Consider the following 21,214-nt stretch of genomic DNA (forward strand, 5'->3'; position numbering starts at 1 on the left):
TCGGGCGCTTGTAATGGGCGGCCGTTGGGTTGAAGTTGAGTTAAAGTTGGTTAAGTCTGGCTAAAGTTAGTAACACACATTCCCGTTTAGCGGGAATTTGTGTTTTAAAACCATTAAACTTTATTCAATCATGCAAAGCTATCAAGGTGTTCAGCGTGCAAAAAATCATTGTGTTAGACCGCGACGGCGTCATTAACTACGATGCCGACGAGTTTATTAAAAGTGCCGATGAATGGCGGCCTTTGCCCGGCAGTTTAGAGGCAATTGCGCGCTTAAAGTCGCATGGCTGGTGGGTCGCGGTGGCCACCAATCAATCGGGTATAAAGCGTGGCTATTATTCACGTCACACCTTAAGCGCCATGCATCAAAAAATGCAAGCAGGCCTGGTAAGTTTGGGCGTTAAAGGGGGTCAGGGTGTGGATTGGGTGAGTTATTCACCCTATTTAACCCACGACCATTCGCCCTCGCGCAAACCAGGCCTGGGCATGTTGCAGGCCATTGAACAACGTTTTGGTTTGAGTTTGGCGGGTGCGCCCATGGTGGGCGACACTTTGGCCGATGTGCAAGCGGCCTTGGGCAAAGCCATGCAGCCTGTTTTGGTTAAAACCGGCAAAGGTCAGCGCACCTTGCAAACCCAGCACCCACTTTTACAGCAAGTAACGGTGTTTGATGACTTATACACGGCGGTAGAGGATATTTTAAAATGAAAATAATTTGGTTTATGCGTTCGGTGTTATTTGCCTTAGGGCAGGGCGTTAGTTTGGTGTTGTTTTCGGTGTTAGGCCAGCTTACCCGGCCGTTTTCGTTTGCGACGCGGTATCAATTTATGCACTATTGGGCCAAGTTTTGCCTGTTTTGGTTGCGCATAACATGCGGGGTGCGCTACGAGGTGCATGGGGCAGAACACATTCAAACTGAGCAAGCTGGCTTAATCCTTGCTAGACATGAATCGGCTTGGGAAACCTTGGCGTTTCAGGCGATTTTTCCGCGTCACGCTTACGTGCTTAAAAAGAGCTGCTTAAGATTCCTTTTTTTGGCTGGGGTATGGCATTGCTTAATCCCATTGCCATTGACCGTGGAGCGGGTCGTCAAGCGTTAAACCAGCTTATTAATGAAGGCAAACAACGTCTTAATGCAGGCGATTGGGTAGTGGTGTTTCCCGAAGGCACGCGCATGCCGCCAGGTGAGCTGGGTAAGGTGAATATTGGTGGCGCTATGTTGGCCAGCAAAGCCCACGCGCCGGTGTATTTGGTGGCGCACAATGCCGGACGCTTTTGGCCTAAAAATCGGTTTATAAAACGCCCTGGCACCATTACGGTGGTGATCAGTCCGCCGCTGGACGTAAGCACTATGTCGGTTGCAAACATTAATCAACACGTTGAACAGTGGTTAGAAGAACATCTTAACCTGAGTGCAAACCGCACCAAGACAGGAGGTTTTTAACCGGGTTTAACGTATAAACCCAACAAAATAACCCAACAGAAGAGTGCTATGAGCAAACTTGCCACCGTGTTAGGGGTGATGATTGGTCTGATTATTTTAATCTTGAGCATGATTGACTACCAGCAAGGCCAATTTATTTACGCCTTTTTTAACTGGCAAGGCCTGGCTTTGGTGTTGGGCGGTACACTGGCGGCTATTTTTATAAACTACCCCATGCGCCAAGTGGGGTGTGTGTTTAGCGGTTTTATTAAGGTGTTTGCCAGCGAACCGGCACGCAGTGATGACGTCATTGAAGAAATTGTGCACTTAAGCCACATTAGCAAACAAAAAGGCCTGTTGGCCATCGAACATCAAATTGATTCTATCCAAGACCGTTTTTTACGGTTTTCGCTCACCGAAATGCTCATTTACAACGACGCCGAAATGCTCAAGCAGAGTTTAGAAAATCGCCTAATAAACATGCGCTTACGTCATTTGGGTTGCCAAGAAGTGTATGGCAATATGGCCAGTTACGCCCCTGCATTTGGCATGATGGGTACGGTCATGGGGCTTATTATTATGATGACCACGCAGGTGGGTGGCGGTGACGCTTCGCCCTACGGTACGGCGCAAAGTAACGACATGCTGGGCAGTTTATTAAACGGCATGGGGTTAGCGTTGGTGACCACGTTTTATGGCGTGTTGTTTTCAAATCTGGTTTTTTTGCCCATTGCCGGCAAACTCAAAGTGTTGTCTGACGCCGAAGTGTTGCGTAACGAGATTATTATTCACGGGGTGATGGGGCTTAAAAAGACCGAATCACCGTTGCTGATTAAAGAGCAATTATTGGCCTTTGTAAACGAAAAAACCAAGCTCCGATTGGAATCGCTAAGATAGTTAATCTTGGATAGTTTAATTTTGAATAGTTTAAAAGAGGAGTTTGTTATGTCACTGCTCTTACTGGCGCGGCTAACGCAAAAAAAGACCGCGGTAAACTCACCAGGCCTGGTCAATAATCCAACCGACAACGCCGCCGAGCTGCAACGCATTAAACGTGAACGTCTGTGGCTGTTTACCTACATTGCGCTGTTTACCTCGTTGCTGGCGTTTTTTATTTTGATTATTTCCCTGATTGAGCTTGAAGGCTCTACCCCCAAACGCAACTACCAAAAATTGGTCAATATTTTGCATCAAGAATCGCTCCGCTATCAACAACAAGAGGGTCTGGGTTGGTTAAACATCGAAAACACCTTAACCAGCGGAATTCGTTATACCTTGCCCGCCAATCTCATTGTCAATACGCTGTTATTTGACTCGGCCAGCGCCCAAATTAATCCCAGGTATACTCCCTACATTCGCAGTTTAAGCGACTTGTTGAGCGCCATGCAATTAGAGCAGTTTTCAACGCAGCATCAAAAACTCATTAAAGGCATTGAAGCGGCTGGCTACCAATTTAAAATTTTTATTCGCATCGAAGGGCACACCGACTCCAATCCCTTAGCGCCCACGGCACGCTTTAAAATAACGTCGAGCTAAGCACCTTTAGAGCCTACGCCATGATGGATTTACTGGCTACTTACACCGGGTTGCCCAAAACCTACTTTGCCATTGCCGGCTACGGCAGTTTTAGGCCCATTATGGCCGACCCCACCGACGGCTTAAACCGTCGGGTAGAAGTGTATTTATTGCCGCAATTGGTGTTAAAAGACCCCATGCCCGCTCCCGGTCAAGTGTTGCGTGAACCGGACACCGCACAGAGTTTTTTGCCATGAGGGTTGCACGATGAAGGTTTTGCCATGAGTTTAACAATGGAACGCGCAAAATCGTCGTGGTTGCTGTCGTTTGGCGATGTGGTGACCTTGCTGATTACCTTTTTTATTATGATGATTGCGCTTAATAAAGGCGAAATCTCAAAGTTACAGCGCTGGGTAGACGACCAAGTCACCGCATCGTATGAGCACGTGCAAGCCCAAATGGCGCAAACGCCATTGCAAATGGTGCAGGTGTACCGCAATGCGCGGGGGATTGTGCTGGTGATTAATCAGCCCGATGCCTTTATTTCCGGCGGGTTTGAACCATCGGCCGCCCTGCAAAGTGAACTCATGGCACTGGGGCAAGTATTGCCCACCATTCCGCTGTTTGCGCTTAACAGCCAAGCGCAAAGCCGCGAGGTGATTGAGCACGCAAAAAGCGATGGTTTGGTGATGCGTATTGAGGTCAATGTCGAAGGTCACACCGACAACGACGCGATTGATCCACGTTCGAGCCTTAGAAATAACTGGTTTTTAAGCACCCTGCGGGCGCAAAGCGTTATGCAAACGCTGCACAGCGCCAGCGGCTTGCCGTCGCAACTGTTTTCGGTGGCCGGGTATGGCGAACATCAACCCATCGACAGCAATCAAACCGTGCAAGGCAAAGCCAATAATAGACGAGTAGAAGTGTTAATTACCGCCAGTTTTCAAAAACAAGATGCGCCTTAGAGCGTTGCTTGGTGTTTAGGGGGGGCTGTCTAAGGTAAGCGCCAATCAATCGGTGTTTGCCCATGCGCCAGTAAAGCAGCGTTAACAGCCGAAAAAGGTTTGCTCCCAAAAAAACCACGATACGCCGACAGGGGCGAAGGGTGAGGGCTCATAATCATCGTGTGTTTGGCTTCGTCAATTAACGCCGCCTTTTTTTGTGCGTAGGCACCCCACAACACAAACACGCAATGTGGGCTGTGCTGGTTTACCGCGCTCATCACCGCATCGGTAAACGCTTCCCAACCTTGATTTTGATGCGAGTTGGTTCGTCCCGCCTCAACGGTTAAGACGGCATTAATCAATAATACCCCTTGTTGCGCCCAAGGTTGCAAACAGCCGTTATGACGATTATCAACGCCTAAATCACCCAACAATTCTTTATTAATATTAACCAGCGACTTTGGCAAAGGTTTAACCCTTGGCTGTACCGAAAAACACAAACCGTGCGCGTGGCCGGGCGTGGGGTAAGGGTCTTGCCCCAAAATAACCACCTTGACTTGGTTAAGCGGTGTGGTGTTTAGGGCATTAAACCAGTGTTCAGCGGGGGGCAGAATGGTCTTGCCTGATTGCTGTTGAGCGTGTAAAAACGCCACTAATTGTGTCCAATAAGCTTGGTTAAATTCGGCTGACAGTGCGTTTAACCAACTGGCCTCTAACGGCGGTGTTTTACGCCATAACTTAGGTTGCAGAGTTGGCGCTGCTTGTGTTGGCTGGACATTGTTTTCAAACTCTAAAGTTTGTTGTGGGTGTAAGGTCATTTTGGGTAATTCGGTTCTAAAAACATCGTTGGAGTGCACTTTAATGGTTTATGGTGGCTTTTACCAGGCCTGGTCAAGGCGCGCATTCGAGCGTTCAATGTGCTATGATTTTGCGTCATTACAATCGCCACATTTTATCACTAGGAGTCTTCACGGTGAGTGAAAACTACAATGCCCAAGAAATAGAAGTGTTAACGGGATTAGACCCCGTTCGTAAGCGCCCTGGTATGTACACCGACACCACGCGCCCTAATCATTTGGCGCAAGAAGTCATCGACAACAGCGTAGACGAAGCCATAGCCGGTCACGCCAACGAAATTACCGTTACCCATTACGCCGATGGATCGATGAGTGTGCTGGACAATGGCCGCGGTATGCCGGTAGACATTCACCCCGAAGAAGGCGTGTCGGGGGTTGAGGTAATTATGACGCGCCTGCACGCCGGTGGTAAGTTTTCTAATAAAGCCTATCAGTTTTCGGGTGGGCTGCACGGCGTGGGTATTTCGGTGGTTAATGCCCTGTCCAAACGGGTTGAAGTGCAAATTAAACGCCAAGGGCAAGTGCATTGCATCGCGTTTGCAAATGGCGAGGTGGTTGAGCCCTTAACCATAACCGGTAAAGTAGGCAAAAAAAATACCGGCACGTTTGTGCGCTTTTGGCCTGACGCGGCATTTTTTGATACTCCCAAATACGCGCTGGGCAAACTTAAGCATTTATTACGCGCCAAAGCAGTGTTAAGCCCAGGTTTAAGCGTCACGTTTATTGACGAGGTTAGTCAAGAAACCACGCAATGGTTTTACGAAAACGGCTTGCAAGACTATTTAAACGATGCCCTTAACGGGTTAGAACGTGTTCCTGCAGACGGCTTTATGGGTGAAAGTCATGCACCCAATGAAGGCGTGGCCTGGGCGATTACTTGGTTGGTTGAACCCAGTGAAACCTTAATGGAAAGTTACGTTAATTTAATACCTACGCCACAAGGCGGCACGCACGTCAATGGCTTGCGCGCCGGGGCGACCGACGCGATTAGAGAGTTTTGCGAGTTTAGAAATTTGATTCCGCGCGGGGTAAAAATCACCCCCGAAGACGCCTGGCAAAACGTCGCTTTTGTGCTGTCGGCCAAAGTGCGCGAGCCGCAATTTGTGGGGCAAACCAAAGAGCGTTTGTCGTCGCGTGAATGTGTGCCGTTTATTTCGGGCGTGGTTAAAGACGCGCTGAGTTTGTGGTTAAACCAACACACCGACGTGGCCGAAAAAATTGCCGATTTGGTGATTCAAAACGCCACCAATCGTTCGCGTAAATCTAAAAAAGTCACGCGTAAAAAAATCACCTCGGGTCCAGCGTTGCCCGGTAAATTAGCCGACTGCACCGAAAACGATTTAACCCGCACCGAGCTGTTTTTGGTTGAGGGCGATTCGGCGGGTGGGTCGGCCAAACAAGCGCGCGATAAAAATTTTCAGGCCATTATGCCGTTGCGCGGCAAAATTTTAAACACCTGGGAGGTCGAATCCATTGACGTTTTGGCCTCGCAAGAAATTCACGATATTAGCGTGGCGATTGGGGTTGATCCGGGGTCGGACGATTTAAGCGGTTTGCGCTACGGTAAAATTTGTATTTTGGCCGACGCCGATTCGGACGGTTTGCACATTGCCACGTTAATTTGCGCGCTGTTTGTAAAACACTTTTCTAAATTGGTCGAGATGGGGCACATTTGTGTGGCCATGCCGCCGTTGTATCGAATTGACGTGGGCAAACGGGTGTTTTACGCGCTGGACGAAGCTGAACGCCAAGGCATTTTGGACCGCATTATGGCCGAAAAAATGCCCGGTAAAGTTGGGGTAACGCGGTTTAAAGGTTTGGGTGAAATGAATCCAAGTCAACTGCGTGAAACCACCATGTTACCCGAAACCCGCCGTTTGGTGCGCTTGCAACTGGGCTTGCACGAAAATGAAATTATGGACATGCTCTTGGCCAAAAAACGCGCCCCAGACCGAAAAATTTGGCTTGAAGACAAGGGAGATTTAGCCGATGTTTAAGTTTAAAAAAATGGCGAGCGTCTGGGCAGTCACACTCTGTACAACTGCGCCGGCTCTTTGGGCGGCGCAAACCCAAAGTATGCAAGATTACCATTTAAGCGTTTACCACGGGGCGCAAGAACAAGTAAGTGACATAGAGTTGTTTACCAAAATGCCCAATAAAGAGGTGTTTTTTGGCGTGAGCTGCAGCGAAATGTCGCCATTTGTAATGGTGCAAATGGTGTTGCTAAACGATGCGGTGCTGTTAGAGTCGCCACGGCTATTAAGCGTAAGCTATAAAATTGACGGGGTGGTGCAAGCCATTGCCTTGCAAGGCATTGTGACGGTGGTGGATACGGCCGAAGAGTACTCTAACAAAGTGCGTTTTGAGTTAGCAACCGGCAACGCCAAGCTAAAACTGGCCAATTTGCAACAGATGCAAGCGCACTACAACCAATTGCTCGATGCATTGCAGAACGGCCAGCAAATCGATATTCGCCTTGAACATAAATCAATTGGCGTGCGCGATTATGTGTTTTCGTTAAACGGCTTAAAACCACTGTTAGCGCCGTATACAGAGGTGTGTAAGTAAGCGAAATACACCCATTAAGCCAGTCGCCGTGCAAAAAAAAAGCCCTATCACTTGATGGGGCTTTTTTTTGGGTTGACCAGGCCTGGTTACTTTGTTTTATACGACATGCCGTGCCACAATTTCCGTCATGCCGTGCTACGACACGGCATCTGCGCGTATTGTTTGCAGTAAATTTAAACCTACCAGGCCTAATAGGTTTAAAACTGTTTAAAACTGTTTAAAACGCGTTAAAACTCACTCCATTCATTGGCGTTGGCATTATTTTTTACGGATGGTTGTACGCTGATTGCACTCTTTGTTTGAGCACGTGGCATGCTAACCGCTGGCTTTACGCTTACTGGGGGTGTTGCATGTGCGGTTTTGGCTTTGGCAGGCACAGATTTTGCCGGCATTGATTTATGAGCCGATTGTGCCGATGCCGATGCTTTAGACGGTGTTGCCGCACTTTGAGCGTGTGCGCCCAATTTAAAATGCGCTACTAAATTAGATTGCTCTTGGGTTAGCGTGTTCATGTTTGCAGTAGTGGCCGATAATTGTTCAACCAACGCCGCATTTTGCTGTGTCATTTCATCAAGTTGGTTAACCGCAATGTTAATTTGCGAAATACCTTTTGACTGTTCGGTGGTGCTGGTAGACACATCTTCCATTAAGGTTTCTACTTGTTTTATTTTTTCGACCATGCCTTCAAACACCGTATTGGTTTTTTGTACCAAGTCGGTTCCTTGATTGATTTGGTTGGTGGTGGCTGAGATTAAGATTGAAATGTCTTTTGCTGCGTCGGCCGATTTTTGAGCTAAACTGCGAACTTCTGATGCTACGACCGCAAAACCACGGCCATGCTCACCCGCGCGTGCGGCTTCTACCGCGGCGTTAAGCGCCAGTAGGTTGGTTTGAAAGGCGATGCTGTTAATAACGCTGGTGATTTCACCAATTTTTTGACTCGACTGACTAATGTCTGTCATGGCGTTTAAAGTTTGATTCATCACCGCAATACCTTCTTCGGCTTCAACCGCGGCGGTGTGCGCCAAACGGTTGGCTTTGTCGGTGTGCTCGTTTGAGTGTTGTACCGTCGCGGTTATTTCTTCCATGCTGGCGGCGGTTTCTTCTAGTGAAGCCGCTTGTTGTTGAGTACGTTGGGCTAAGTCATCGGTTGCAAAAGCAATTTCGCTCGACATGGTGTTAACTGTTTGTGCGCTGTGTTTAATGTGTCCCAATGTTTCTTCTATGTTGCTCATGGCAGTATTAGCCGACGATTGCATGGCCAGTAATTGGCCTTGGTATTGACCTTCTAGTCGTTGAGTCAAATCACCTTGGCTCATGAGCAACAACATTTGACTGAGTTTATGATTGGTCTGTTCTGTGTTGCTTAACAACTGGTTGATGGAGTTGGATAATGTTTCTTCAAAGCCGTGCAATTGCTCAGTGTTAATGCGCCCAGTCAGCACGCCTAACGAGGCTTGCGCCACAATGTCCTCAATATTGGCTTCAACGGCCAACTGCGCGGTCATGTCTTTCCACTCTATAACCGTACCAATGCGCGTACCGTCGTTGGCCATAATGGGGTCAATAATTAAATCTAAGGTAGCTTGGCCAAATTGCATGCGGGTTTTATGGGTGCTGCTTAAGTTGTCTAAAAATCAAACGCTTGATTAGGCAGGTTAAATAATTCTATGTTTTGGCGTACGATCGACTCGGGATTAAAGCTGGGTACCGCACTTTGTAGCTGGGGAGTTATGCGAGTAAATAAGGTTTGTAATGAGTGGTTAACAAAAATAATACTGCGAAATCGGTCAATCACCATAACGCTCGACGAAGCGGCATCGAGTGCACTTTGGATGCGTTTAGCGTTGTTAAGTGCAGCCGTTACATCGTCTAAGTCGGCGCCTAGTTTAATTTGCATGCATTTTAAACGACCCATAATTTTGGCGGTTAAGGTGTTGCCTACGGCGTTAATATTGTTGTTAAACTTGCCTTCCGAAATGTTGGTTATATGGCTCGACAGCAATGATAAATGTTGGTTATGTTTATAAAGACTTACTAAAATAAGTGTCACCAATCCCACGTCAATGGCGTCTATCACCAAGGAGGGGATTATGTTGAACACGCTGGGAAATAGTGAGGGAAGCACTGCACTGGCCAATATTAATAGGGCGCTGATAGAGATGATTATGTTTAAGTCAACGTTGTTAAAAAGATTGAATCGATTGGTTGCTTGGGCAATTTCACCATTTTTAAGGCTTAATTTGCCTTGGCTAATGGCCACATAGACTTTTTCGGCTTGGGCAATTTGTTGCGCGGTGGCCGCGACGCGAGTCGACATGAAACCAGCCATGGCGCCATTTTCAAAAATGGGTGTGGCGTTGGCGACTACCCAGTAATGGTCACCATTTTTGCGGCGGTTTTTAACCACTTGCGACCACGGTTTGCCGCTTTCTAAGGTTTGCCAAAAATCTTTAAACACCGCTTCGGGTACGTCGGGATGGCGCAAAATATTATGTGGTTGGCCTACCAGTTCGCGCCATTCGTAGCCACTGGCTTCAATAAACGATTCGTTGGCGGCCACAATACTGCCGCGCAAATCGGTGCGCGACACAATGGTCGAACCTGGCGGAATAATATAAGCTTTTTGAGTGACGTGTCCGTTATCGCGCATAGTAAATTCCTTTAATTAAAACTGGGCTTAATCACACGCAAACATGTCTTTAAGAGCTTTTTAGTGTACTTTGAGGGTGTTTGTGAACTTTAAGCTGTATTAATAACCGCATAATTTGTACAGTATTTTTGTATAGTTTTTTATTTTAAATCATCTTAACAGCCAATTTTAATACGTCAAGTTGCCTGGCTTACTTAAATGTAAAAGAGTCTAACAGGTTGAAATTGCATTAATTTTGCACTGTTTTTGTATACGATTTGTATATTTAATGTCTGTTAATGTTTTAAGGTGCGCTAAAAACGCATTTAAAAAATAGCGTGTTTATTGGCCAGCCAACCGTTTTTTTGTGATGTTAAAAAATCGTAAATGCCCCTGCATTAGGCTAAAACATGCTTTAAACAACAGATTGCGTTAAGCAAAGTCAACATTAAGCATGGGCGGTGTTGTGAGCGGAGGCTTGCAAAGATATCCAGTCATTACGTATTGGATATTAGCAGAAGCGGAAATGGTTTTTTCTGACGCTTTCTGACGTTTAAGAAAATTTAATTAAGTGAGACCTCTGCGGGCGTGAATTATTGGCTTTAATCCGACAGGCTATACGGGCCAGCAGAGGCCTCTAAAAAGCGTTGTTTTAGGTAGGCCAAGAAACGGGGATGTTAAGTTTTATTAACGTGCCGTCTTTTTGGGGTTCTATTTTAAGAGAGCCGTCAGCACCGTCAATTAAATCTTTAGCTACCGTTAAGCCCAGACCCAGGCCTTGTAAGTGCATCACATTTTGACCCCGTTCAAAGGGTTTTGGTGACAACAATGCGGGATCAAATCCGATGCCCCAATCACGCACTTCAATGACGGCGGTATTTTGAAAACACTCTAAAGTAATATGGCATTCGCACGCCGAATACTTTAGTGCATTTTGCACAATAAGTTGTACCGCCATAATCAAAGGCTCAATAGGGCCTTTAATCGTGGCGTTGGTGTAATTGGGGTTTGCGAAAGTGGTTGTTTGATGGGTGATGGAACTGGTGCTGGCTATGTCGGTAGTGCGATTGTGCCAATTTACACGCTGTGCATCACCTTGCTCATTAAACTGTGATTGCACCATACGCCAAAAATCAACCACCAAAAACGTGGTTTGATTTTGATGCGTTGCACAGTGTTCTTTAGAAAGACACACGTCCACGATTTGCCGCATGCGTTGGATGGCTTTACTTTGTTTTTGCAGTTGCGATTGCTGCTGGGTATGACTGGCAGGCAAGTCTTCCTGCATGTTGCGTACTGTTACATCCATTATGGCCAGTGGATTCATTAACTCATGCGACAAAAGATTCATGAATGTAGTGCGTTTTTTAACTTCTTCTTGCAACTGTCGTGCCTGAATTTCAAAACACCGACGCAGTTGTTTTTCTTGAAACGTTTGTACCATCAATCCCATCAAAAACAACAGAACGGGTAAAATTAACGCAAAAATTACGCTGTTTTCTGTCCAAAAATTAACCGGAAGTAGGCCGTGTAACATGCTTAACCGTGTCATTAACGCCATTATCGTGAGCACAAAGGCCACGATATACACGTTAGCCATTGGTTCACGTTTTCTTATCCACACAGCGGTTATGACCAAACTTAGCATAATCATTGAACCCAAAAAATGCGAAATGGGTATTGACCAGCGGTATTGCTCTAAAGAAACGGCGATGACCGACCATATTGCGGCCAAAATGGCCAGTGTAATTTGGGTGTAGTACACGTATTTAATATGCTGGCGTATTTTTAATAATGCATTACTGACCAACACAAAAAACACCATTGTCCAGCCTTGTGCTAGGGTTATAAAGGCATCGCTTAAATGCATTGGCCACAACACATTGGACCAGCCATGCACAATGGTCATGACCACCGTGATGGTGGTGGTAAATCCTGCGTAATACAAGAACGACCATTCTTTAAAAATTACAGCATTGATTAACGCCATGCACAAGGCTATAAATATGAGTGCGGCTATTAAAGAAGATGCCAGCAATATGGTGAGCTCATGGCGCTCAAACTCGTCTTTAGCAATTAAATCCATTGAGGCGTTTAAGGTATTTTGTGAGGTTAAACGCACGTAAACGGTGCGAGCTTTTTGAGGGTTAAGTGGGATGGCAATGGTGGGCAAACGTTGACTAACGGATTGAGAGTGATGCGCAGATTGATCGCCACCTTGCCAATGGGTTAGCTGTCCATCATCTTCTTGCCAATACGCATCAATGGTGTCGTGATACGGTGCATTAAAGCGTAATAACCAGGCCTGGTCAGGACTTACACAGGCTTGCGGCGGTTGCAATTGTAGCTTAATCCAAATAGCGGCTTGGCTCATTCCAAACGAAAAATCACCGTTTGCTGGTTTAAAAACCTGCCTGGTTGCCTCACTAAAAGAAGTGTGTTTATTCGCATCAATCCAAACCTCCATATTGTGAGCCAAGTTTATTTTTTGCAGGCAATGGGCTTGACTTGCTAAAGCCGACGGTACTAACATCCATAAAAAATTCCACACTATAAACTGGATGACAACATTTTTGATTTTTAGCATGGGCTAACCTTAAATATGAATATTTTATTTCTTGAAGATGAGCCCGATTTAGCTGAGCAAATTCAGTATTTTCTGCAAAAACGGGGTTATTGCATTACCTGGGTGCAAACCCTTGCACAAACCCACGAATATCTTAAAAACCAGACGTTTGGGGTATTGTTATTAGATCGCCTTGTATCCGATGGCGACAGTGTACAACACCTAAAAGTTTACGTGCTTTACACGCAGGTTCCATTATAGTGCTTAGCGCCTTGGGGCAAACCCCTAACCGAATTGAAGGCTATGAAGCTGGGGTAAATCACTATTTTGCCAAACCCGTAAACTTGGATGAACTGGTGGTGGTTTTAAAAAACCATTTACAACAGCATTTACAACAACAAAATCCTGTCAATATGCCAGTTTATGGCGCTCAATCAGAAGGTTGGCGACTTGATTTTAAACAACTCTATTGCCCAAACCAACGCTCTATTATGCTGTCGAGCCGAGAAAAACGTATTTTAGGCATTTTGATGAGCCAGCCAGGAAAAATCGTCAACAAAAAAGAGTTATTAGAAGCACTAGAAATTGAAGATGACACGTATGACTACCGACGCATGGATTCGATGCTTTATCGCTTACGTAAAAAAGCCGGGCAGGTGTGCCCTGACAAGTTTCCGTTAGAAACGGTGCATTCTCTTGGGTATTCTTGGGTGGATTGAAGCGCTAAAATCCTTGCAACGCAGCGCACCCATTATGCGGGTGTGTTGGCTAAAACCGTTTGCCCATTTCGCTTAAACGCGTTTTGTAGTCTATAAAGTCTTCAATACTTTTTTGCACTTGAACGCTGGGGCTGTCAAACTCAATGGTAAGGTACACGCCTTGTTCGGTATTGTGGCGATGCGTGACCACGCCCAATAAATTGAGCGTAGTAAAGTATTGAAATGCAGGAATTTCAAATTCGAGTTCTAACTCGGTGCCTATTTGCGCACTTCGTGGACTGTTAACCCCTACGGCGTGTTTAGACAAACTAACCAGAGTTGCCATGGCGGTGCCATTTTTACCGATGAGTTTAATTTGGCGCTGAGTTTTAACGTGAGTAATTTTAGCCATATTAAGTCTTTGTGTGAGACCTTTAAAGGTCTCTGTGTACGAGATTAACCATTTTTGGCCTTAGAGCCATTCGTGCAAAGGCGACATTATGCGCCAAGCCGATGGTGATAGCCCATAAAACCCCTAATGATTAGGGCTTGATGCGCGGTCATTTCATTAAACACAATGCCCATTAAATATAGGTTTTGAGTTTTGGTGGTGTGAACCACTTCGCCCTGTAAGCATAATGGGTGTTCTTGTTCGTAGTCGGGCAGCGAAAATGAAACGCTAAGCGATTGACCGGCTGGCAAAGCACTGGGGCACAACACACCCATACCGCAAGACGAAAGATCGAGCATTTTGGCGCTGAGCGGTTGCGCTGCAGCTTGCATTTGCACAGGACGATTGATGGATACGCGGTTTTCGCATCGTTGATTGACTGTCGTATTAAACGTGTTGGTCATGGTGAGCTCATTATGCGACGTTAAATAAAAGGTCTCATACAGACCTCAAAATAAAATAATAAAACAAAAGTTAAAACAAAAATTAAAACAAAAGTTAAAAATGCTACGACGAACAGCTTAATGCCAAACCTTTTTGGCCTTTTTGTGACGGTGGTGCGCTGTAAGCTTTAAGGGCGTCGCACACGCTAAACGGCTCGCGCAGTGCATGCACCCATTGCGTCAGTGGGGCATAATCTTTACGTTGCGCGGCCTCAATGATTTCTTGGGCAATGTAATTGCGTAACACCAGTTGCGGGGTGTTGGTGTTTATAAGCGCCACTCGTTGTGTTTCAAATTGAGTAGGGTTTAGCGCAGTGTGTAACAAATTATTCTGCGCAGCTTCTTGGTTTGCATGCTCTAACGCCAGGCGCGCTTGGTAACGCGTTGCCCATTGTTGCCAGGCCTGGCTGTCGCCGACAAACTCGGTAAATGGGTTTGATTGGCAGTGCCTTTGTTCTACGTTAAAGTACACTAATTTATTAAAAAATACATGAAAATCTAACGACGATTGTTCTAATAAGATTAACGTGTCGGCTACAAAATGTTTGTCTTGGGGCAATGAGTTGGCCAGGCCAAGTTTGGCGCATAGCCCACTTAAATAGGCTTGATTATAAGTGTTAATGTACAGTTCGGCGGCGTGCTGGGCATCGGCTTCGCTAATAACATGCGCAAACGCGCTAATAAGCACTTGGCAGTTCCACAGCCCCATACTGGGTTGCTGGCTGTAAGCGTAGCGTCCTTGGGTATCTGAGTGATTGCACACATAATGCAGTTGGCAGTCGTCTAAAAATGCGTAGGGGCCAAAGTCAAAGGTTTCACCCGCCACAGACATGTTGTCGGTGTTCATAACACCATGGCAAAACCCCACCTTTTGCCATAAGGCAATCATTTGGGCGGTGCGACTAACAATGGTGTTAAGCAACTGCGCATAGCGTTCAGGCTCGGGTAAGGTGGCTAGGTCTGGGTAAACGGTTTGAATGACGTAATTGGCCAACGCTTTAAATGACACTACGTCGTTTTGTTGCGCCAGCCATTCAAAATGCCCAAAACGTATATGGGTTTTTGCCACGCGCAAATACGTGGCGCGCGGCTCTAATCCATCACGGCGCACGTTTTCAAGGCCGTGGCACAGTGCCAAGCAACGCGTGGTAGGCACGCCCAAAGCGTGCAAGGCTTCGCCAATTAAATATTCTCTAACCGCCGAACGTAACACGGCGCGACCGTCACCCTGTCTTGAAAACGGTGTTTGTCCAGAACCTTTTAAATGCACGTCCCAGGCCTGGTCATGTGCATCGTTTACTTGCCCCAACAACACGCCACGCCCGTCACCTAATTGTGGGTTGTAATACCCAAATTGATGGCCGGTGTATTTTTGTGCAATGGGTGTCCAGCCATCAGGAAACGCCACGCCGCAGGTGATGTCAAGCCATTGTTGCGCGCTAAAGTTTAGCCCCAGTTGGTGCGCTAAGGGTTGATTGCAGTGCACTAAATCGGCCTCAAGCATAGGCTGGGGTTTTACCGCGCGGTAAAAGTGATTGGGCAGGTTTAAATAGGCGTTATAAAATTGAGTCATGGGCAGTTTGGGTGGCTTAAGATTCTTAAAAATAGTTCGTCAGTTTACTGCAAAACTCAGTAAAGGGTTAAAAATAACGTCTTCCAATCAACCCATTGATGAGCGCGCTTTGGCTTATAAAGTTACTTAAAAGCAGGGGCGAGTGTGGTAAATTAGTGACCTTATTTTTTACGCTGGTGAACGGCGCAAAGGGCACAAAAATGACAACACAAAACACATTATCAACGCAGGTTTTTACCCATCACAAGGTGGTCGAGGTGTTAGTCGAAAATCTAAAATGCGGCGGTTGTGCCAGTCATATTGTAAAAAAGCTGAGTGCATTGCCCAACGTAAGTGACGTGAGTGTTGAACCCACCGCCCATGCCGTGCAGTTTAGCTTAAGCGGCGATTCGGACGAGGGTATGGCGCTGACATTGCAACACGTGTTGCAACAGTTGACCGCGCTGGGCTATCCCCCCGAAGGCACGTTGGACGGAATGTTGGCGGTGGGGGCTAAAGCCAAATCGTATGTGTCGTGCGCGTTGGGCAAAATAAGTCCGGGTGATAAACCAACGTGATACATCAACGTGATAAAGCAACGCAATAAAGCAACGCAATAAAGCAATCGCGTCCAAAACGCTCAAAAATCGTACATTAAGGAACCCAGCATGAGCCAGCAAACGATTAATTACGAAGGCATCGAACAGCGCAGTGTGGCCGAATTTGCCGAAAAAGCGTATTTAGATTACGCCATGTACGTTATTTTGGATCGCGCCTTGCCGCACATTGGTGACGGTTTAAAACCGGTGCAACGCCGCATTATTTACGCCATGTCCGAGCTGGGGCTTAAATCGACCTCTAAACACAAAAAGTCGGCGCGTACTGTCGGCGATGTGCTGGGTAAATTTCACCCGCACGGTGACAGCGCGTGTTACGAGGCGATGGTGTTGATGGCGCAAGATTTTTCGTTTCGCTATCCGTTGGTGGACGGCCAAGGCAACTGGGGGTCCATGGACGATCCTAAATCGTTTGCGGCGATGCGTTACACCGAAGCACGCTTGTCTAAATTTAGCCAATTATTACTCGAAGAAGCCGACTTGGGCACGGTGGATTGGACGCCCAACTTTGACGGCTCGTTAGACGAGCCTTTGGTGTTGCCCGCACGCGTGCCACACGTATTGCTTAACGGCACGTCGGGGATTGCGGTGGGTATGGCCACCGACATTCCGCCACACAATTTACGCGAAGTGGTTAACGGTTGTGTGGCGCTATTGGACAACCCAAAACTGAGCCTAAGCGAGTTGGTTGAGATTATTCCCGCACCCGATTACCCCAACACCGCGCACATTATTACCCCCAAAGCCGATTTGCTTAAATTGTACGAAACCGGTCACGGCTCGATTCGACAGCGCGCCCATTTTACCGTTGAAGACGGCGTAAACGTGGTGATTAATGCCTTGCCGTATCAGGTGTCTGGGTCTAAATTACTTGAGCAAATTGCCGGCCAAATGCGCGCCAAAAAATTGCCGATGGTGGTCGATTTACGCGATGAATCCGATCACGAAAACGCCGTGCGCTTGGTGATTGAGCTGCGCTCGCGCCGGGTGGACGTTGAAACCGCCATGTTGCATCTGTTTGCCACCACCGATTTAGAAAAAAGCTATCGCGCCAACTTTAACGTCATTGGTTTAAACGGTCGGCCGCAGGTTAAAAATTTGCACACCATGCTAAGCGAATGGTTGGTGTACCGAGTTGAAACCGTGCGCCGTCGCTTGCAATATCGGTTAGACAAAGTGCTGGCGCGGTTGCATATTTTGGACGGGATGTTGATTGCGTTTTTAAACATTGACGAAGTCATTGCCATTATTAGAGAAGAAGACAAACCCAAACCCGCGCTTATGGCGCGTTTTGGGTTAAGCGATATTCAAGCCGAGGCGGTGTTGGAATTAAAGTTGCGCCACCTTGCGCGTTTAGAAGAGATGAAAATTCGCACCGAACAGGCCGAATTAGAAGCCGAGCGTAAACGCTTAGAGCTTACCTTGGGCAGCGAAACCCGTCTAAAAACCTTGGTTAAAAAAGAGCTGCTGCAAGACGCGCAAGACTATGGCGACGAGCGCAAATCGCCGTTAATAGAAGGGCGTGCCGCGCAGGCCATGAGCGAGCAAGATTTATTGCCCTCCGAAGCGGTGACCGTGGTGTTGTCGGCCAATGGCTGGGTGCGCGCGGCTCGTGGGTTAGACATGGACGGCAAAACCATGAGCTACAAAGCCGGCGACGATTTTTGTGCCCAGGCCTGCGGCCAAAGTAGACAGATGACAGTATTTTTAGACTCTACCGGACGCGCGTACGCCTTGCCCGCGCACAGCTTGCCGTCGGCACGCAGTCATGGTGAGCCGCTAACCGGACGTTTAAGCCCGCCGCCGGGCGCACAATTTACCCAGGTATTAATGGGGCAGCCCAGTGATCTTGTGTTAATGGCAAGCAGCGCTGGATATGGTTTTGTGACGCCGTTAGAAAGTTTGTTTTCTAAAAATAAGGCCGGAAAAACAATTTTAAGTTTAACTGACGATGCGACCGTGTTAACGCCTGCCACAGTAAAAGAGGGCGATTGGATTGTGGTGGTCAGTGACGAGCCTAGAATGTTGGTGTTTAACGCAACCGAGTTGCCCATGTTAAGCAAAGGCAAGGGCAATAAACTCATGCTGTTGCCCAAAACAGCCAAATTAAATGCGGTGTTTGCCTTTGCGCCCGGTTCTAAATTGTTGTTGTGTGCCGACGGTTACGAAAAAATATTTAGCACCAGCGCCATTGAAGAAGCCATGGCCAGTCGCGCTAAAAAGGGTGTTGTGTTGCCAAGAACGCTTAAAAATGTCACGCATGTAAAGGTGTTGGACACCCAGCCGCTTAAGGATGTTAAAGAGTTAAAAGAGGACAAAGACAGTTCACCAGGCCTGGTTGATTAATGAATGTTTTGTGCGTTGTGCTAAAAGTGGCTGTTGTAGTTGGTATAACAGTTGCTTAACTACAGCAACAGCAGACCTGGGTGTGTATAAATGCTCATTCATTCCATTATGGGTCAATTTCTTGGCACGGTCTGTAAAACCTATAAACAAAAGTGATGCGCTATGTTTGCAAAACCGTTAGGAATTCTATTAATCACCGTCAGCTTTTTTGGTGGCTTTATGCTCATGGGCGGCAATTTAATGTCGTTATGGCATCCGTCCGAATTGGTGGTGATATTGGGCATTGCGTTAGGAACGTTTTTGGCCTCGACCCCCACCTATGTGTGGATGCGAACCCTTGATTTTTTAGGGCGTTATTTTGCTGGTGAGCGAGTCTCAAAAAAGTTGTATGCCGACACCTTGGGGTTGCTAGAAGAGTTGGCGCGCTTGTCGCGTTCGGCCGGTGTTTTGGCGCTTGAAAAACATTTGGTGAGTCCCGAAAGCAGCCCCATTTTTATGCACTACACTCGGGTGCTTAAACACAAAGATTTAAAAAAGTTTATTGTTGATAACTTCTCGTATTTACTGCTTAACCCGCCGCAAAGTCAAAACTTTGAGCACCATTTAGAAGACCAAATTCACGACATTTACAACTCAATGATGGAAGTGCCCCGCTCGGTGGGCAAGGTGGCGGATTGGTTGCCTGGCTTTGGGATTGTCGCCGCCGTGTTGGGGGTGATATTAACCATGGAGTTATTGGGGGGTGACATGGACGTGGCCAAGATTGGTACGGCCATTGGCGCGGCCCTGGTGGGCACGCTCACCGGTGTGTTTTTTGCCTTTGCGGTGTTAGCGCCTTTTGTGCACGCCATTGAGGTGATGATTCGGCAAGATCGTTCATTGTTTGAAATGTCGGCTGCTTTTATGGCCGCTTACGCCAATGGCGTGTCGCCCAACTTAGCAGTTGAGATTGGTCGTCAGCGTATTCCACCCGAGTTTGAAGTGCCGCGCGAGGAGTCGGTTTAACATGTCACGGCGCGGCGGCGGGCACGACGAAGGCGGTGCGCACGGCGGCTCATGGAAAATTGCGCTGGCCGATTTAATGACCGTCTTGATGGTGTTTTTTTTGGTGATGTGGCTCATGGCGGTGGTTGACCCCAAAGAGCGCGAAGCCTTTGTAAACAGTTTGGCCGGCAAACCGCCCATAGGAGCCGAAATTCAAGACGACAAATTATTGCCACCGCAAACCGAAATTGTTCAGCTTGATTTAAAACCGCCCGCGTCTGCTAAAGAGATTGAAGAGGCGTTTAAAGGCACTAATCCCAAAGACATTGATATTGAAGACGGCGTTGACTTTACCAAGATTACCTTGCGCTCGGACAGCTTTTTTGAAAGTGGCCGTGCCACCATCAGCGATAAAACCCGTGAACAATTAGAGACTTTGGGCGAAACCCTAAGCGGTCGTGGACAGGTCATGATTATTACCGGTTTTACCGACAATTTGCCCATTAGCAACTTTCAGTTTCCATCTAACTGGGAACTTTCGGCCGCGCGTGCGGCTATGGTGGCACGAGTGTTTGTCGATTTGGGAGTGGATAAAAACCTGATTGCCATTCAGGGCAAAGCCGACAACGAAGAGGTCGCACCCAATGAAACCGCCTACGGCCGGTCTTTAAACCGTCGGGTGGTGATTGAAATTGATAAACGCACGCCTTCAGCCAATGCTCAAAAAGCGACAATAAATCTTAACCCTTCTTTGACCAGGCCTGGTCAAACACAATAACTCTAGTTTTTACACACGACCTTTTACACGCTAAACAGCTTAAGAACACACGCCGCATGCGGGGTCGGGTTTTAGGTTTAGGGTGCGAATGTGCAGGGTGTAGGCGTCTATTATCATAAGTTTGCCGTGCAACGTCGGCAAGTTGAGCAGGGCTTTAACCGCTTCGATGGCTTGCATACTGCCCACCATGCCCACAACGGGCGACAATACACCGCTTTGTGAACAGCTCAGTTCGCCATTACTTGCCTCACTGTACAAACACTGGTAGCAAGGGCCGTTTGCTTGTCTAAAATCGTAGGTGCTTAATTGACCTTCCCACCGAATCGCCGCACCCGACACCAAAGGTACTTTGGCGGCAAAGCACGCGCGGTTAAGCGCAAAACGGGCGGCAAAATTGTCGGTGCAATCCAGCACCACATCGGCCTGTTTTACCAAATCGAGCACCTGCGCTTCGGTTAAGGTTTGGGCGACGGTGTCTATGGTGATATGGTGATTAAGTTGAGTTAAATTGGCTTTGGCCGAATCGACTTTGGCCTGACCAATATTGGCTTCACGGTGCACAATTTGGCGTTGTAAATTGGAGTCGTCTACCACGTCAAAATCGACCAGGGTTAAATGACCTACGCCGGCGGCGGCTAAATACAGCGCCACGGGCGAGCCTAAGCCGCCTAAGCCAAAAATGACCGCGTGCGATTGCGCTAGGGTAAGTTGGCCGGCGTAGTCGATTTGGGGCAGTAAAATTTGCCGACTGTAACGCGACAGTTCGGCGTCGTTGAGTTCGGTTTTTGTGTGATCGGTCATGTAAAACACTCCAAATGTAAAGCGGTCTTTGACCAGGCCT

The 21,214-nt window shown here is 47.3% G+C and carries 23 protein-coding genes; 15 read left to right on the forward strand and 8 right to left on the reverse strand.

Annotation, left to right across the window (positions count from 1 at the left end):
• The first annotated feature begins 155 nt into the window (after window positions 1-155).
• The 7 genes from gmhB to EP181_RS01840 are packed head-to-tail and all read left to right on the forward strand — an operon-like array spanning window position 156 to window position 3,902.
• Complete coding sequence (gene gmhB / locus EP181_RS01820; RefSeq protein ID WP_127470140.1) at window positions 156-707, forward strand: D-glycero-beta-D-manno-heptose 1,7-bisphosphate 7-phosphatase; 552 nt, start codon at window positions 156-158, stop codon at window positions 705-707.
• On the forward strand, window positions 704-1,099 hold the full coding sequence (locus tag EP181_RS12165; protein ID WP_232023474.1) for a lysophospholipid acyltransferase family protein: 396 nt from the start codon (window positions 704-706) through the stop codon (window positions 1,097-1,099). Before gmhB ends, EP181_RS12165 begins: the two co-directional genes overlap by 4 nt.
• A complete protein-coding gene (locus tag EP181_RS12170; RefSeq protein ID WP_232023475.1) occupies window positions 1,045-1,443 on the forward strand; it encodes a lysophospholipid acyltransferase family protein in 399 nt (132 codons plus the stop codon). Before EP181_RS12165 ends, EP181_RS12170 begins: the two co-directional genes overlap by 55 nt.
• A gap of 48 nt (window positions 1,444-1,491) precedes the next feature.
• Window positions 1,492-2,319: a motility protein A gene (locus tag EP181_RS01830; RefSeq protein ID WP_127470141.1), complete on the forward strand. Its 828-nt coding sequence runs from the start codon at window positions 1,492-1,494 to the stop codon at window positions 2,317-2,319.
• 48 nt (window positions 2,320-2,367) lie between these two features.
• The gene (locus EP181_RS01835) at window positions 2,368-2,958 is read left to right on the forward strand and encodes a cell envelope biogenesis protein OmpA (protein ID WP_194073980.1); all 591 of its coding nucleotides are present in this window, start codon (window positions 2,368-2,370) and stop codon (window positions 2,956-2,958) included.
• Between the two features lie 20 nt (window positions 2,959-2,978).
• Window positions 2,979-3,194, forward strand: a complete 216-nt coding sequence (locus tag EP181_RS11970) for a hypothetical protein (protein ID WP_194073981.1) — start codon at window positions 2,979-2,981, stop codon at window positions 3,192-3,194.
• A gap of 24 nt (window positions 3,195-3,218) precedes the next feature.
• Window positions 3,219-3,902, forward strand: coding sequence for an OmpA/MotB family protein (locus tag EP181_RS01840; RefSeq protein ID WP_127470142.1), 684 nt, complete (start codon window positions 3,219-3,221; stop codon window positions 3,900-3,902).
• Window positions 3,903-3,931: 29 nt separating this feature from the next.
• Here the strand turns inward: EP181_RS01840 and ung are convergent, their stop codons facing one another.
• A complete protein-coding gene (gene ung, locus EP181_RS01845; RefSeq protein WP_232023476.1) occupies window positions 3,932-4,738 on the reverse strand; it encodes a uracil-DNA glycosylase in 807 nt (268 codons plus the stop codon).
• A 116-nt stretch (window positions 4,739-4,854) separates the two neighbouring features.
• On the opposite strand from ung, the gene parE reads away from it, so the two are divergent.
• Entirely contained in the window at window positions 4,855-6,735 is a 1,881-nt protein-coding gene (gene parE, locus EP181_RS01850; RefSeq protein ID WP_127470143.1) for a DNA topoisomerase IV subunit B, read from the forward strand.
• Window positions 6,728-7,306, forward strand: a complete 579-nt coding sequence (locus EP181_RS01855; protein ID WP_127470144.1) for a hypothetical protein — start codon at window positions 6,728-6,730, stop codon at window positions 7,304-7,306. The genes parE and EP181_RS01855 overlap by 8 nt, the downstream gene beginning before the upstream one ends.
• Window positions 7,307-7,533: 227 nt before the next feature.
• Here the strand turns inward: EP181_RS01855 and EP181_RS01860 are convergent, their stop codons facing one another.
• From EP181_RS01860 to EP181_RS01870, 3 genes are all read right to left on the reverse strand, one after another.
• The gene (locus tag EP181_RS01860) at window positions 7,534-8,907 is read right to left on the reverse strand and encodes a methyl-accepting chemotaxis protein (protein WP_127470145.1); all 1,374 of its coding nucleotides are present in this window, start codon (window positions 8,905-8,907) and stop codon (window positions 7,534-7,536) included.
• A gap of 29 nt (window positions 8,908-8,936) precedes the next feature.
• The gene (locus EP181_RS01865) at window positions 8,937-9,959 is read right to left on the reverse strand and encodes a PAS domain-containing protein (RefSeq protein ID WP_127470146.1); all 1,023 of its coding nucleotides are present in this window, start codon (window positions 9,957-9,959) and stop codon (window positions 8,937-8,939) included.
• A gap of 631 nt (window positions 9,960-10,590) precedes the next feature.
• A complete protein-coding gene (locus EP181_RS01870) occupies window positions 10,591-12,525 on the reverse strand; it encodes a sensor histidine kinase (RefSeq protein WP_127470147.1) in 1,935 nt (644 codons plus the stop codon).
• A gap of 15 nt (window positions 12,526-12,540) precedes the next feature.
• Between EP181_RS01870 and EP181_RS01875 the strand changes: the two genes are divergently transcribed.
• A complete protein-coding gene (locus EP181_RS01875) occupies window positions 12,541-12,765 on the forward strand; it encodes a response regulator transcription factor (protein WP_127470148.1) in 225 nt (74 codons plus the stop codon).
• Window positions 12,765-13,223 (forward strand): response regulator transcription factor, encoded by a 459-nt coding sequence (locus EP181_RS01880; protein WP_127470149.1) that lies wholly within the window; start codon window positions 12,765-12,767, stop codon window positions 13,221-13,223. Before EP181_RS01875 ends, EP181_RS01880 begins: the two co-directional genes overlap by 1 nt.
• Before the next feature lie 49 nt (window positions 13,224-13,272).
• On the opposite strand, the gene EP181_RS01885 is transcribed toward EP181_RS01880, so the two are convergent.
• From EP181_RS01885 to EP181_RS01895, 3 genes are all read right to left on the reverse strand, one after another.
• Window positions 13,273-13,614, reverse strand: a complete 342-nt coding sequence (locus EP181_RS01885) for a PilZ domain-containing protein (RefSeq protein ID WP_127470150.1) — start codon at window positions 13,612-13,614, stop codon at window positions 13,273-13,275.
• 86 nt (window positions 13,615-13,700) lie between these two features.
• A complete protein-coding gene (locus tag EP181_RS01890; RefSeq protein WP_127470151.1) occupies window positions 13,701-14,057 on the reverse strand; it encodes a PilZ domain-containing protein in 357 nt (118 codons plus the stop codon).
• 103 nt (window positions 14,058-14,160) lie between these two features.
• The gene (locus EP181_RS01895) at window positions 14,161-15,669 is read right to left on the reverse strand and encodes a protein adenylyltransferase SelO (RefSeq protein ID WP_127470152.1); all 1,509 of its coding nucleotides are present in this window, start codon (window positions 15,667-15,669) and stop codon (window positions 14,161-14,163) included.
• Window positions 15,670-15,869: 200 nt separating this feature from the next.
• Between EP181_RS01895 and EP181_RS01900 the strand changes: the two genes are divergently transcribed.
• The 4 genes from EP181_RS01900 (at window position 15,870) to EP181_RS01915 (ending at window position 20,373) form a co-directional block, all read left to right on the forward strand.
• Window positions 15,870-16,226, forward strand: coding sequence for a heavy-metal-associated domain-containing protein (locus EP181_RS01900; RefSeq protein ID WP_172959662.1), 357 nt, complete (start codon window positions 15,870-15,872; stop codon window positions 16,224-16,226).
• A gap of 90 nt (window positions 16,227-16,316) precedes the next feature.
• Window positions 16,317-18,611: a DNA topoisomerase IV subunit A gene (parC, locus tag EP181_RS01905; protein ID WP_127470154.1), complete on the forward strand. Its 2,295-nt coding sequence runs from the start codon at window positions 16,317-16,319 to the stop codon at window positions 18,609-18,611.
• Between the two features lie 162 nt (window positions 18,612-18,773).
• A complete protein-coding gene (locus EP181_RS01910) occupies window positions 18,774-19,616 on the forward strand; it encodes a motility-associated protein (protein WP_127470155.1) in 843 nt (280 codons plus the stop codon).
• Between the two features lies 1 nt (window position 19,617).
• Window positions 19,618-20,373, forward strand: coding sequence for an OmpA/MotB family protein (locus EP181_RS01915; protein WP_127470156.1), 756 nt, complete (start codon window positions 19,618-19,620; stop codon window positions 20,371-20,373).
• 39 nt (window positions 20,374-20,412) lie between these two features.
• Here EP181_RS01915 and EP181_RS01920 read toward each other — a convergent pair whose 3' ends face one another.
• Window positions 20,413-21,174 (reverse strand): HesA/MoeB/ThiF family protein, encoded by a 762-nt coding sequence (locus EP181_RS01920; protein WP_127470157.1) that lies wholly within the window; start codon window positions 21,172-21,174, stop codon window positions 20,413-20,415.
• Window positions 21,175-21,214 lie beyond the last annotated feature (40 nt).

The organism is Thiomicrorhabdus aquaedulcis (assembly GCF_004001325.1).
GTDB classification, from domain to species: Bacteria; Pseudomonadota; Gammaproteobacteria; order Thiomicrospirales; family Thiomicrospiraceae; genus Thiomicrorhabdus; species Thiomicrorhabdus aquaedulcis.

What these genes read in the sequence shown, in the direction of transcription:
- EP181_RS12165 (WP_232023474.1), top strand. Translation starts at nt 704, where the DNA reads ATGAAAATAATTTGGTTTATGCGTTCGGTGTTATTTGCCTTAGGGCAG.
- EP181_RS12170 (WP_232023475.1), top strand. Translation starts at nt 1,045, where the DNA reads ATGGCATTGCTTAATCCCATTGCCATTGACCGTGGAGCGGGTCGTCAA.
- EP181_RS01830 (WP_127470141.1), top strand. Translation starts at nt 1,492, where the DNA reads ATGAGCAAACTTGCCACCGTGTTAGGGGTGATGATTGGTCTGATTATT.
- EP181_RS01835 (WP_194073980.1), top strand. Translation starts at nt 2,368, where the DNA reads ATGTCACTGCTCTTACTGGCGCGGCTAACGCAAAAAAAGACCGCGGTA.
- EP181_RS11970 (WP_194073981.1), top strand. Translation starts at nt 2,979, where the DNA reads ATGATGGATTTACTGGCTACTTACACCGGGTTGCCCAAAACCTACTTT.
- EP181_RS01840 (WP_127470142.1), top strand. Translation starts at nt 3,219, where the DNA reads ATGAGTTTAACAATGGAACGCGCAAAATCGTCGTGGTTGCTGTCGTTT.
- EP181_RS01855 (WP_127470144.1), top strand. Translation starts at nt 6,728, where the DNA reads ATGTTTAAGTTTAAAAAAATGGCGAGCGTCTGGGCAGTCACACTCTGT.
- EP181_RS01860 (WP_127470145.1), bottom strand. Translation starts at nt 8,907, where the DNA reads ATGCAATTTGGCCAAGCTACCTTAGATTTAATTATTGACCCCATTATG.
- EP181_RS01865 (WP_127470146.1), bottom strand. Translation starts at nt 9,959, where the DNA reads ATGCGCGATAACGGACACGTCACTCAAAAAGCTTATATTATTCCGCCA.
- EP181_RS01870 (WP_127470147.1), bottom strand. Translation starts at nt 12,525, where the DNA reads ATGCTAAAAATCAAAAATGTTGTCATCCAGTTTATAGTGTGGAATTTT.
- EP181_RS01875 (WP_127470148.1), top strand. Translation starts at nt 12,541, where the DNA reads ATGAATATTTTATTTCTTGAAGATGAGCCCGATTTAGCTGAGCAAATT.
- EP181_RS01885 (WP_127470150.1), bottom strand. Translation starts at nt 13,614, where the DNA reads ATGGCTAAAATTACTCACGTTAAAACTCAGCGCCAAATTAAACTCATC.
- EP181_RS01890 (WP_127470151.1), bottom strand. Translation starts at nt 14,057, where the DNA reads ATGACCAACACGTTTAATACGACAGTCAATCAACGATGCGAAAACCGC.
- EP181_RS01895 (WP_127470152.1), bottom strand. Translation starts at nt 15,669, where the DNA reads ATGACTCAATTTTATAACGCCTATTTAAACCTGCCCAATCACTTTTAC.
- EP181_RS01900 (WP_172959662.1), top strand. Translation starts at nt 15,870, where the DNA reads ATGACAACACAAAACACATTATCAACGCAGGTTTTTACCCATCACAAG.
- parC (WP_127470154.1), top strand. Translation starts at nt 16,317, where the DNA reads ATGAGCCAGCAAACGATTAATTACGAAGGCATCGAACAGCGCAGTGTG.
- EP181_RS01910 (WP_127470155.1), top strand. Translation starts at nt 18,774, where the DNA reads ATGTTTGCAAAACCGTTAGGAATTCTATTAATCACCGTCAGCTTTTTT.
- EP181_RS01915 (WP_127470156.1), top strand. Translation starts at nt 19,618, where the DNA reads ATGTCACGGCGCGGCGGCGGGCACGACGAAGGCGGTGCGCACGGCGGC.
- EP181_RS01920 (WP_127470157.1), bottom strand. Translation starts at nt 21,174, where the DNA reads ATGACCGATCACACAAAAACCGAACTCAACGACGCCGAACTGTCGCGT.